General features: G+C 73.3%; 8 protein-coding genes. 4 read left to right on the top strand and 4 right to left on the bottom strand.

Features of this window, described 5'->3' with window-relative positions; translation table 11 throughout:
- Positions 1–37: 37 nt before the first annotated feature.
- Complete coding sequence (locus tag ACZ7KF_RS22050) at positions 38–403, bottom strand: peptidoglycan-binding domain-containing protein (RefSeq protein ID WP_471077484.1); 366 nt, start codon at positions 401–403, stop codon at positions 38–40.
- A gap of 233 nt (positions 404–636) precedes the next feature.
- Positions 637–2,001: an alkaline phosphatase gene (locus ACZ7KF_RS22045; protein ID WP_471077481.1), complete on the bottom strand. Its 1,365-nt coding sequence runs from the start codon at positions 1,999–2,001 to the stop codon at positions 637–639.
- Between the two features lie 233 nt (positions 2,002–2,234).
- On the opposite strand from ACZ7KF_RS22045, the gene ACZ7KF_RS22040 reads away from it, so the two are divergent.
- Positions 2,235–3,086, top strand: coding sequence for an oxygenase MpaB family protein (locus ACZ7KF_RS22040; protein WP_471077478.1), 852 nt, complete (start codon positions 2,235–2,237; stop codon positions 3,084–3,086).
- A 195-nt stretch (positions 3,087–3,281) separates the two neighbouring features.
- A complete protein-coding gene (locus tag ACZ7KF_RS22035; RefSeq protein WP_471077475.1) occupies positions 3,282–4,844 on the top strand; it encodes a phytoene desaturase family protein in 1,563 nt (520 codons plus the stop codon).
- Positions 4,845–4,942: 98 nt separating this feature from the next.
- Here ACZ7KF_RS22035 and ACZ7KF_RS22030 read toward each other — a convergent pair whose 3' ends face one another.
- Positions 4,943–6,730: a serine hydrolase domain-containing protein gene (locus ACZ7KF_RS22030; RefSeq protein WP_471077472.1), complete on the bottom strand. Its 1,788-nt coding sequence runs from the start codon at positions 6,728–6,730 to the stop codon at positions 4,943–4,945.
- 162 nt (positions 6,731–6,892) lie between these two features.
- Here ACZ7KF_RS22030 and ACZ7KF_RS22025 point away from each other — a divergent pair, with 162 nt between their 5' ends.
- Both ACZ7KF_RS22025 and ACZ7KF_RS22020 read left to right on the top strand, forming a co-directional pair.
- Positions 6,893–8,017 (top strand): nitronate monooxygenase, encoded by a 1,125-nt coding sequence (locus ACZ7KF_RS22025; protein WP_471077469.1) that lies wholly within the window; start codon positions 6,893–6,895, stop codon positions 8,015–8,017.
- Positions 8,014–9,564 (top strand): acyl-CoA synthetase, encoded by a 1,551-nt coding sequence (locus ACZ7KF_RS22020; protein WP_471077466.1) that lies wholly within the window; start codon positions 8,014–8,016, stop codon positions 9,562–9,564. The genes ACZ7KF_RS22025 and ACZ7KF_RS22020 overlap by 4 nt, the downstream gene beginning before the upstream one ends.
- A 42-nt stretch (positions 9,565–9,606) precedes the next feature.
- On the opposite strand, the gene ACZ7KF_RS22015 is transcribed toward ACZ7KF_RS22020, so the two are convergent.
- Positions 9,607–12,024 carry a penicillin acylase family protein gene (locus ACZ7KF_RS22015; protein WP_471077463.1) on the bottom strand — a complete coding sequence of 806 codons (2,418 nt, stop codon included), beginning with the start codon at positions 12,022–12,024 and terminating at the stop codon, positions 9,607–9,609.
- Positions 12,025–12,128: the final 104 nt, after the last annotated feature.

The following is a 12,128-nucleotide window of genomic DNA, read 5'->3' as shown; positions in this document are numbered from 1 at the left end:
GGCCGCCTCGCCGCGCCCCGTGCGCCGGACGGCCCGCTCAGGCCGGATAGGGGTCGTAACAGTCCAGCGCGGGGTGGTAGAGCACCTGCCAGGTGCGGCCCTCGATGACACCGCTCGGCGGCAGGCCGTGACACCCCTGGATCCACTCGATCTTCTTCAGCATGACGGACCCGAACACCCCGTCGAGAGTCAGCTTGGGCGGCTGGCCTCCCCACACGTTGCTCAGGCACTGCGCCTGCTTGACCGCCCTGCCGGCGTCCCCGTACGTCAGCGTGGGCCGATCCGCCGAGGACGCGAAGCCGCAGCGCTCGGGGGCGGCCGCGGCGGCACGGGGCACCGCCAGACCGAGCGCCGAGGCCGTGCAGAGCGCCGTGACCACGGCAGCCCATCTGTTCTCTCGCATGCCGCTCCTTCCGGTCCGGCCGGTGGCTGGGCGAGCCCGGCGTCCAGAGGCGGAGGGTATCCCCATAATCCCGCACATCCGGTGACATCCGCGAGTCGGGACCCGGGCGGGCGCGGCGTCCCGTCGCTCGTCCCGGACACCGCGGAGAGCGTGCCGCAAGGCGGCACGCTCTCGGGTGGTCACGGCGCCGAGGGGAACGGGGGGCGACGGCCTCGCTCCCCTCGACGGCGGGGTCAGCGCAGTCCGAGCGCCTCGCGGAGCGTGGTGAACAGGTCGGTCTGGTTGGTGACGCCGAGCACGCGGTACGCCTGCGGGCCCTGCGCGGCGATACGGACCTGGGTGCCGGTGTGCTCCTGCGACTGGCCCGGGGTGTTGGTCGAGTAGTTGACCTTCAGCTGCTGGCCCTCGTTGGTGACCAGGGTGGAGGACAGACCGGGCGGGGTGGCCTCCAGCGGGACGATCTGGCTGGTGTGGCCGTGGTCGGCGGTGGTGACGACCAGGGTGTCCGAGTGCTTGGCCGCGTAGGCGCGGGCCACCTTCACCGCGCGGTCGAAGGCCGCGGTCTCGCCGATCTGGCCGCAGGGGTCGGCGGCGTGGTCCTGCTTGTCGATCGAGGCACCCTCGATCTGCAGGAAGAAGCCCTGCTTGGAGTGCTTGGCCTGCTGCTTGGCCGCCAGCAGCTGGATCGCCTTGGTGGCGGAGTCGGCGAGACTCGGCGTCGTCGACGGGCGGTTCGGGTTGGACGTCACGCACCGCTGCGGGTCCGTACCGCCGACGGCCGCCGCCTTGCCGGTCCACTCCACCGGCACGTTGCCGCTCGCGAGCAGGCCGAGCACCGGCTTGCCGGCCTTGACCTTGTTCAGCCCCGCCTTGTCGGTGACGACCTGGTAGCCGAGCTTCCTCGCCTGCTCGGTGACGGTGAGACCCTTGTACCTGCCGTCGGTGACCTTCTGGTCGAAGCGCTGCCTGCCGCCGCCGATGAGGACGTCGACCTTGTGGTTGACGGACTGCTCGGCGATCGAGCCGGGACCGCCCTTCGCGAGCGTGTCCGCCGGGCACTTGGCCATGTCGGCCGGGCCCTGGCAGGAGCGGTCGGTGGCGTGGGAGGCGAGCACGGCCGGGGTGGCGTCGGTGAGTTCGGCGGTGGTGACGCTGCCGGTGGCGTAGCCGTTCTTCTGCGCCAGCTCCAGGACGGTCCGCACCGCCTTGTCGGTGCCGGGCGTCTTGGAGATGCGCCCGTTGACCGTCTTCACACCGGTGGCCCAGCCGCTGCCGCTGGCGGCGGAGTCGGTGACGTAGTCCGGGGTGCCGTCGGCGTGGACCGCGTAGGTGGTGTAGGCGCCGGTCAGCGGGAACTTGTCCAGATTCAGACGGCCGTCGGCACCGACCGTGTAGTCGCGGGCGAGGGTGATCTCCGAGTCGCCCATGCCGTCGCCGATGAGCAGGATGACGTTCTTCGCCTTCCCGCCCTTGATGGCGTCCTTCGCCTGCTGCGCGTTGTCGAAGGCGCCGGCGGCGCTCGTGACGGCCACGGCGGCCGTGGTCGCGGCGACCAGGGCCGTGGCGACGGTGAGGCGACGACGGGTGGGTCCGGGCATGAAAACGACTCCTTGAGCGTTCAGTGTGCTGATCCGGTGATCAACTCGTGCCAGATGACCATGTACAGGCAAAGGCTGGGTAAATGGCCGGTCGTGCCGGTGTATCCGGAACGTGACGCACAGGTGCGTCCCGGCGCGGACCACGGTGCGCCTCTCGCAGGTGTGCGCGCGGCGAAGAGGCGCGCACCTTGATACCGGGGCCGTCCGATGGCCACACTGCCGGTGTGGACGGCATGGAGAAACGTGACGACCCGGGCCTCTTCGGCCCCGGCTCGGTGACGTGGCAGATGCACGGCGACCCCATGATGTGGATCGCCGGCGTCCGCGCGCTCTATCTCCAGGCCCTGCACCCGCGGGCGGTCCGCGGGGTGATGCAGAACTCCGACTTCCGGCGCGACGCCTGGGGGCGGCTGATGCGCACGGCCGACTTCGTCGGGACGACGACGTACGGCACGAGCGAGGCGGCCGAGCGGGCCGGTGCCCGGGTGCGGAAGATCCACGCCATGCTGCGGGTGACCGACCCCGACACCGGCGAGCGGTACGGGGTCGACGAGCCCGGACTGCTGCTGTGGGTGCACTGCGCGGAGATCGACTCCTATCTGCACGTCCTGCGCCGCTCCGGTTTCCCGCTCACCGACGCACAGGCCGACCGGTACACGGCCGAACACCGCGCCGGCGCCCGGCTGGTGGGGCTCGACCCGGGGACCGTACCGGCGAGCCGTGCCGAACTGGCCGCGTATTTCGAGAAGGTGCGGCCGGAGCTGGCCGCGGGACCCGAGGCCCGTACGGTGGACGACTTCCTGCTCCGCCCGCCGGTCCACCCGCTCCTCGTGCCGGCCCGCGCGGTGCTGTGGCGCTGGGTGGCACGGCTCGCCTACGCCTCCCTGCCGCCGTACGCCCACGAGTTGTACGGCAGGCCGGCCCCCGCGCCCGCCACCGTCACCCGCAGGCTCCGCGTCACGGGCGCCGTGCTGCGTGCGATACCCGCACGGCTGCGCTGGCGACTCCCGCCGAAACACATCCTGCGTGCGATGGCCCGGCTGGGCCCGCAGGCGCGACCGGCCCCGGACAAGCTCGGCCGGTAGGCCGCCGCGGCCCTCGCCCCCCGACGCGCCGGAGGGCCCGCGGGCGCCCGCTGCCGGTTCTCCTCGCCCGGTCCGGTCCGCCGGAGTGCCGCGGCCGGGCCGGCGGACCCGACGGTGACTGGTCCGATCGGACGGGCCACGTCCCCACGGAAACGTCCGGCTTCCCCGGCCGATCACGACGTGCTACGAAGAACCATGTCTGCGAACGAGGGAACCCGCGCGTACGACGCCGTCATCGTCGGCGGCGGCCACAACGGCCTGGTCGCCGCCGCCTACCTGGCCCGCGCCGGCCGCTCGGTGCTGGTTCTGGAGCGCCTGGACCACACCGGCGGCGCGGCCGTCTCCACCCGCCCGTTCGCGGGGGTCGACGCCCGGCTGTCGCGGTACTCCTACCTGGTGAGCCTGCTGCCGCAGAAGATCGTGAACGACCTCGGGCTGGACTTCCGGATCCGCTCCCGCACCATCTCCTCGTACACCCCCGTCGAGCGGGCGGGGCGGCCCACCGGTCTTCTGGTCGGCGGTGGCGAGCAGCGCACCCGGGAGGCGTTCGCCCGGCTGACCGGCGGCGACCACGAGTACACGGCCTGGCAGCGCTTCTACGGCATGACGGGCCGCGTCGCCCAGCGCGTCTTCCCGACGCTCACCGCACCGCTGCCGACCCGCGACGAACTGCGCCGCCGCATCGACGACGAGACCGCCTGGCGCACCCTGTTCGAGGAGCCGATCGGCGTCGCGGTCGAGGAGAACTTCACCGACGACCTGGTCCGGGGCGTCGTCCTCACCGACGCCCTGATCGGCACCTTCGCCGACGCCCACGACCCCTCCCTCGCCCAGAACCGCTGCTTTCTCTACCACGTCATCGGCGGCGGGACCGGAGCCTGGGACGTGCCCGTCGGCGGCATGGGCGCGCTGACCGGCGCGCTGGCCGCGGCGGCCCGATCGGCGGGCGCGGTCATCGCGACCGGCCACGAGGCGGTCCGGATCGACACCGACGGACACACCGCCGAGGTCGCCTACCGCACGGCGGACGGCGAGGGCGTCGCCGCCGCCCGGCACGTCCTGGTCAACGCCTCCCCGCAGGAGCTGGCCACCCTCACCGGCGACGTTGCGCCCGAACCCGCCGAGGGCGCCCAGCTCAAGGTCAACATGCTGCTCACCCGGCTCCCGAAGCTGCGCGACCCCGCCGTCGACCCCCGCGAGGCCTTCGCCGGCACCTTCCACATCGCCGAGGGCTACGGGCAGCTGGCCACCGCCCACCACCAGGCCGCCGCCGGCGAACTCCCCGCCGCACCGCCCTCGGAGATCTACTGCCACTCCCTGACCGACCCCACCATCCTCGGCCCCGACCTCGCCGAGCGCGGCTACCAGACCCTCACCCTCTTCGGTCTGCACACCCCGGCCCGGCTCTTCGACCGGGACAACGACGCCGTACGGGAGGAACTGCTGAAGTCCACGCTCGCCCAGCTCGACGCCCACCTCGCCGAACCCCTCGCGGACTGCCTGGCCACCGACGCCGACGGCCGCCCCTGCATCGAGGCGAAGACCCCGCTCGACCTCGAACGCGACCTGCGGCTGCCCGGCGGCCACATCTTCCACCGAGCCCTGTCCTGGCCCTACGCCCAGGAAGGGAGCGGCCGTTGGGGTGTGGAGACACGGCACGCCAACGTGTCGCTGTGCGGGGCGGGCGCGGTGCGCGGCGGCGGGGTGAGCGGAGTACCGGGGCACAACGCGGCGAGGGCGGTGCTGGAGCGGGACTGACGGGCCGCCGGAGCGCGACCGCGCGGGCGGGGGGCCGGCGGGCCGGCTCCCCGCACGGCCGGGTCGGTCGCGGCCGGTCTCAGGAGGCTCGGTGGGGCTCAGTCGGCCACGTCCTGCCAGCCCACCGCCGTGATCCGGGCCGCGTCCGCCGGGCGTCCCCCGTCGAACAGCACCGCCCCGCCCGCCTCGACGCGCAGCGCGTCGACGTACGCTCCCCGGCCGACGTAGAGGGCGTCGGTGGTGTACCGCCAGCGCAGGGCCAGCCGGGAGTCGGCCGGGAGCGCCGCGGTCACCCGGTGCCAGACGCGCCCCGACCAGCCGGTGACCGTGCCCGCCGGGTGGTCCTCGGGGGCCTCGCCGTGGCGGGTGGTGGTGAAGGGGACCGGCTGCCAGGTGGCCCCGCCGTCCGTCGTGCACTGCAGGGCCACCCCGTCGGAACCGGGCTCGGTGTCCCACCACAGGGCGCACCCGAGGCGGGCGGCACCGGGGGAGGTGTCCAGCGGCGGGAGGGCGAGCGTCGCGGCCGTGGCGCTCGCCATGCCCGAGAACCAGGCCGTACGGCCGCGCGCCGGGCGGACCGGGACCGCGCGGGCGAGCCGGTTGCCCGCGGCGACCCGTGGAGCGGATCCGGATCGCCATGTGCGCACCGGGTGGACCGAGTTGCCGAGGACGACCAGGAAGGAGTCGGTCGTGGGATCGAGCACGAGGGAGGTGCCGGTGAAGCCAGTGTGGCCGGCCGTGCGCGGGGTGGCCATCGCCCCCATGTACCAGTGCTGGTACAGCTCGAAGCCGAGGCCGTGCTCGTCGCCGGGGAAGGCCGTGTTGAAGTCGGTGAACATCAGGTCCACCGACTCGGGCCGCAGGATGCGGGCCCGGCCGTAGGCGCCGCCGTCGAGCAGCGTGCGGCCGAGGACCGCGAGGTCCCACGCGCAGGAGAACACCCCCGCGTGGCCCGCGACACCGCCCAGGCTGTACGCGTTCTCGTCGTGCACCTCGCCCCACACCAGCCCCCGGTCGAGCCCGGACCAGGGCCTGCGGGCGTCCTCGGTGGCCGCGATCCGCGGCTTCCAGGAGGCCGGCGGGTTGTAGCGGGTGCTGTCCAGGCCGAGCGGACCGGTGATCTCCTCGCGCAGCAGCACGTCCAGCCCCCGGCCGGTGATCTTCTCCAGGACGAGTTGCAGGGAGATCAGGTTCAGGTCCGAGTACAGGTACGTGGTGCCGGGCGGGTGCAGCGGGGCCTCGTTCCAGATCAGCTCCAGCTTCCGCTCGTGGGTCGGAGCCTCGTACAGGGGGATCCAGGCGCGGAATCCCGAGGTGTGGGTCAGCAACTGGCGGATGGTCATCTCCTGCTTGCCCGCACGCCCGAAGTCCGGGAGATGTGCGGCGACCCTGCCCTCCAGGTCCAGCGCGCCCCGCTCGATCTGCTGCACCGCCAGCAGCGAGGTGAACAGCTTGGAGACGGAGGCCAGGTCGAACACGGTGTCCCGGGTCATCGGGAGCTGCCGGTCGGGTGGGAACTCGACGCCGGTGTCGGTCTTCTCGTCGTACGCGGCGTAGCGCACCGCCGTGCCGATCGGCTCGTGCAGTGCCACGGTGGCGCCGCGCCCGGCGAGCAGGACGGCGCCCGCGTACCAGGGGTGGCGGGGGGAGGGGCCGAGGAAGCCCCGGGCGTCGGCGACGAGTTGCCGCAGCTGTCCGGGGAGCAGCCCGGCGCGCTCGGGCGAGCCGTGGCGCAGGGTGGGGCGGCGGGCGGAGGCGGGCGCGGCGCCGGCCGGGCCCGCCGTGAGCGTACCGAGGGTCAGCGCGCCGCCCGCTGCCAGCGAGCCCGCCACGAGCCGACGGCGCGTCAGCCCGCCGGCCCGTCCGCCTTCGAGGTCGTCCGTCATCGCGCGGCCTCCCGCCTGAAAGTATCTTTCGGGGCTTGCCCTGCCGGTGAAACTTTCCTGTCAGGAGGGGGGTGTGTCAACGGGGCGCGTGCCCGCGTCAAAATCTGACGGAGCATCAGGAAAGGTCTTCCGTCGTCCGGTCCGCTGCGGCATCCTGCGCCCATGCAGACGGAGCTGAGCAGGAAACTGGGAATCGAGCACGCCGTCTTCGGCTTCACGCCGTTCCCCGCCGTCGCCGCGGCCATCAGCCGGGCCGGCGGCTTCGGCGTGCTCGGCGCGGTCCGCTACACCGCCCCCGACGACCTCACACGCGACCTCGACTGGCTCGACGCGCACGCCGAGGGCCGGCCCTACGGGCTGGACGTGGTGATGCCCGCCAAGAAGGCCGAAGGGCCGGAGACCCAGACGCTGACCGAGGCCGACGTCGAGGCCATGATCCCCGAGGGGCACCGGCGGTTCGTGCGGGACACCCTCGCCCGGCACGGGGTGCCCGAACTGGCCGAGGGCGAGGCGTCCGGGTGGCGCATCACCGGCTGGATGGAGCAGGTCGCCCGCAGCCAGCTCGACGTCGCCTTCGACTACCCGATCAGGCTGCTGGCCAACGCGCTCGGCTCCCCGCCCGCCGACGTCGTCGCCCGCGCCCACGACCGGGACGTCCAGGTCGCCGCGCTCGCCGGCAGCGCCCGGCACGCCCGCAAGCACCAGCAGGCCGGCATCGACATCGTGGTGGCCCAGGGCTACGAGGCCGGCGGCCACACCGGGGAGATCGCCACCATGGTGCTCACCCCCGAGATCGTGGACGCCGTCGACCCGCTGCCCGTCCTGGCCGCAGGGGGCATCGGCAGCGGCCCGCAGGTGGCGGCGGCACTGAGCCTCGGCGCGCAAGGCGTGTGGCTGGGCTCTGTGTGGCTGACCACCACAGAAGCGGACCTCCACTCGCCCGCCCTGACCCGCAAACTGCTCGCCGCAGGCTCCGGCGACACCGTCCGCTCCCGTGCCCTGACCGGCAAACCCGCACGCCAGCTCCGCACCGAGTGGACCGACGCCTGGGACGACGCGGCCGGTCCCGGCACCCTGCCGATGCCCCTGCAGGGACTGCTGGTCGCCGAGGCGGTCTCCCGGATCCAGAAGTACGAGGTCGAGCCGCTGCTCGGCACCCCCGTCGGCCAGATCGTCGGCCGGATGACCGGCGAACGCAGCGTCCAGGCCGTCTTCGACGACCTCACCCGCGGCTTCGAACAGGCCGTGGACCGCATCAACCGCATCGCCGGAAGGAGCGGCCAGTGAGCACACCCCCCGCCGGATTCTGGGCCCAGGCCACCCAGGACCCCGACCGCACGGTCCTGATCGCGCCGGACGGCGAGGCATGGACGGCCGGACGGCTGCACTCCGCCGCCAACCGCCTCGTCCACGGGCTGCGCGCCGCCGGCCTCGCACGCGGGGACGCCTTCGCGGTCGTCCTGCCCAACGGCGCCGAGTTCTTCACCGCGTACCTGGCCGCCAGCCAGGCCGGTCTCTACCTCGTCCCCGTCAATCACCACTTCGTGGGCCCCGAGATCGCCTGGATCGTCGCCGACTCCGGCGCCAAGGTGCTCATCGCCCACGAGCGGTTCGCCGAGCCCGCCCGGCGCGCGGCCGACGAGGCCGGGCTCCCGGCGAGCCACCGGTACGCCGTCGGCGCGGTCGAGGGCTTCCGGCCGTACGCCGAACTCCTCGACGGACAGCCCGGGGCGGCGCCGGAGGACCGCGAACTGGGCTGGGTCATGAACTACACCTCGGGCACGACCGGCCGCCCGCGCGGCATCCGCCGCCCCCTGCCCGGCAAGCGCCCCGAGGAGGCCTACCTCGGCGGCTTCCTCGGCATCTTCGGCATCACGCCGTACGGCGACGACGTCCACCTCGTCTGCTCGCCGCTCTACCACACCGCCGTGCTCCAGTTCGCCGGCGCCTCCCTGCACATCGGTCACCGCCTGGTGCTGATGGACAAGTGGACGCCCGAGGAGATGCTGCGCCTCATCGACGCCCACGGGTGCACGCACACCCATATGGTCCCCACCCAGTTCCACCGGCTGCTCGCCCTGCCGGAGGAGGTACGGCGGTCGTACGACGTCTCGTCCATGCGGCACGCCATCCACGGAGCCGCGCCCTGCCCCGACCACGTGAAGCGGGCGATGATCGAATGGTGGGGCGACTGTGTGGAGGAGTACTACGCCGCCAGCGAGGGCGGCGGGGCCTTCGCCACCGCCGAGGACTGGCTGAAGAAGCCCGGCACCGTCGGCAAGGCCTGGCCCATCAGCGAACTCGCGATCTTCGCCGAGGACGGCGAGCGGCTGCCGCCCGGGGAACTCGGCACCGTGTACCTGAAGATGAACACCGGCGGGTTCTCGTACCACAAGGACGAGGCCAAGACGAGGAAGAACCGCATCGGTGATTTCTTCACCGTCGGCGACCTCGGCCATCTCGACGAGGACGGCTATCTCTTCCTCCGCGACCGGAAGATCGACATGATCATCTCCGGTGGGGTCAACATCTATCCGGCCGAGATCGAGTCCGCCCTGCTCGCCCACCCCGGCGTCGCCGACGCCGCCGTCTTCGGCATTCCGCACGACGACTGGGGCGAGGAGGTCAAGGCCGTCGTCGAACCGGCCCCGGGCCACGAGCCCGGCCCGGAGCTGGCCGCCGCCCTCCTCGACCACTGCGCCGAGCGCCTCGCCGGCTACAAGCGGCCCAGGAGCGTCGACTTCATCGCGGAGATGCCCCGGGACCCCAACGGCAAGCTGTACAAGCGGCGGCTGAGGGACCCGTACTGGGAGGGACGTACACGTTCCGTGTGAACCGCGTGTGGTCCCGTCCCATGGGGGGACGGGACCACACGATCAGCGTTCGCGTGCGTGCACGACCGTGAGCGCGGGGGAGGACAGGATGTCCTTCTCGCAGAAGCGCGGTGTCACCCATTTCTCCTGGGAGAACAACCGGGTCTGGTCGCTGTGGTGCGGCGAGTTCGGGTTGGAGGACTGGGAGTAGGTCAGGAGCGTGCGGGCCACCGGGCAGCGGCCGCCGTCCCAGCCCACTGCCTGGATGTGGCTGGAGCCCATCGCCACCTCGGTGTAGCCGCCGTGCGCCGGATCCCACACCGGCTCGACCTTGTTCCACACGCCCAGGGCCTCCGTGCCGCCCGGCACGGGCAGGCGCCGGCCGTCCCGCACCAGGAACTGGTGCTCGCCCAGCGGGGAGTCCAGCGCGATGCCGGCCGCCCGCAGCTCGGTCACCGCGTCCGCGAGGGCCGTGGCGAAGCCCGGCGCGCCGGTGTCGAGCGTGTTCGGCGTGTGGACCGGGTCCGCGGCCGAGAACGGAACCTTCCACCGCTGGGCGCCGGGCATCAGCGCGCCGATCCGGCGCCAGAAGCGGTCGAACAGCAGCGCTCCCCGGCTGCCGGTGTCGGCGGTGCGATCCCACGCCGCGAGCACCGGGCACGCCGCGGAGACGTCGACCTTCCGGCCGTCCTTGTCCTCGGCGATGCCCCCGGGCAGGGCGGCGCAGGCCCGGGCCGCGTCCTCGGCCGCCAGGGCGCCGACGGTCACCCGGTTCGCGAACTGCTGCCGCTGGAGGTCCCGTACGGTCAGACCGCCGCGTTCCGCCATCGCCGCCACGGCGTCGATCGCGCCCCGGGTGCGCGGCGAGCGCGCGGTCCCCACGGTGCCGAAGATCCGCTCGTATCCGGTCAGCGGCCGGTCGGCGTTGGCCAGCCAGGCGCTGTCGTTGGAGTTCTCCGCGTACGGGGCGTCCCGCAGCGTCGGCATGCGGGCGGGCCCGAAGATCCCCCGCTGGACGGCGTCGGCGTCCTCGCCGAGGGCGCAGGCGCCGCGGGAGCCGTCCAGGACCGCGAGACCCGCCGCCGGGTAGGTGGCCCTGCCGAGCGCCGTGGAGCAGCGCGCCGCCAGGTCGTCGGTGATCCGCGGCAGCACCTGCGACTGGCTGAACAGGGAGTGCCCCGCGGAGTCCGCGGCGACGGTGTTCACCCAGGGCAGACCCTGGTGCCGGCGGAGGGAGGCGAGCACGTCCGCCGTGCCGCGGGCCTTGCCGAAGTCGAGCGAGGTGTCGGCGAACCGCATGTTCGCGGCGTTCGGATCGTTCAGCGCGTACGCCGTCGTGGTGGTCCAGGGCAGCGGGAGGTCACCGTCGGTGGAGGCGACGACCGGGCCGTAGCGGGTCCACCACTGGGTGCGGGTGACCGGCGGGCCGTCCGCGACCGGGACGGTCACGGTCCGCCGGGTCATCCGCTCCGGCCGCCCGTCGACCAGATAGGCGGTGGGGTCGGCGGGATCCAGGGTCAGCTGGGTGAGGTTGTACGGGACACCGGTGGAGACCGTGTGGCTCCACGCCACCCGGGAGTTGTAGCCGATGGAGACGGTCGGCGAGCCGAGCAGCGAGGCACCGGCGACGTCCAGCTCGCCCGGTATCGTCTGCTGCACCTGCCAGAACCGGCGTCCGCCCTGCCAGGGGTAGTGCGGATTGCCCAGGAGCAGGCCCCGGCCGTTCGCCGTCGTCCCGCCGGCGAAGGCCACCGCGTTCGACCCCATGTCCGCGTCCGCCGCCCGCTCGCGCACGGCACGGATCAGGGCCCGGGCGTCCGGAGCGCGTCCGGCGCCCCGGGCCCGGCCCGCGGTGGCGGTGGGCGGCTGGGCCGCGGTGATGTCGTCCACGGCGCCGCCCTGGCCGCCGATCACGGCGAGGGCGTAGAAGCGGGCGGCGACGTCCACGGTGGTGACCGGTCGTACCCAGGCGGCCCCCTTGCAGGCCGGGTCGGTGATCCGGTGCTGTCTCAGCCAGGCGTCGTACCCGGCCGCGTAGCCCCGCATCAGGTCCTTGACCTGCCGGCTGGGGCCCAGCGGGGCAGGCTGGGCGAGCAGCTTCTCCACCGTGCCCGCCTCCCGGACGCCCCGGAAGTACAGGTCGCTGGAGAGGTTGCCGCCGGCCGAGGACAGCGAGCCGTCGGTCCTGGCCCGCGGTCCGAAGAAGCGGGAGCGTTCGCCGCGCACCGTCACGAAGCCGTCGGCGAGCACGCACACCTGGTCGGCGGCCTGCGCCCAGCCGGTGCCGAAGCCGAGATCGGCGTAGTCCTTCGCGCGTATGTGGGGAATGCCGTACTCGGTGTAGCGGATGACGGCGGACAGACCGCCGTGCGAGGGATGTTCCTGGTGGCTCGGCCGTTCGGCCGCGATGGCCGGCAGCGCCGTCGAGGTGGTGAGCAGGGCGACGGCCGTGACGGCCAGTCGTCCGAAGTGCTTGCGCAAGTGGTGCCTCCCAACATCAATGAGGGAAGGAGCGGTTGAGCGTACCAACCGGTATGTGTCCGGGCCTCCCGGGTGCTTGACCTGCCCCGGTGGGGGACCGAGGA

It is taken from the genome of Streptomyces sp. NPDC038200, from assembly GCF_055600785.1.
The sequence above is the reverse complement of the archived record's forward strand: the minus strand, read 5'-3'. Positions and strand labels throughout refer to the sequence as shown.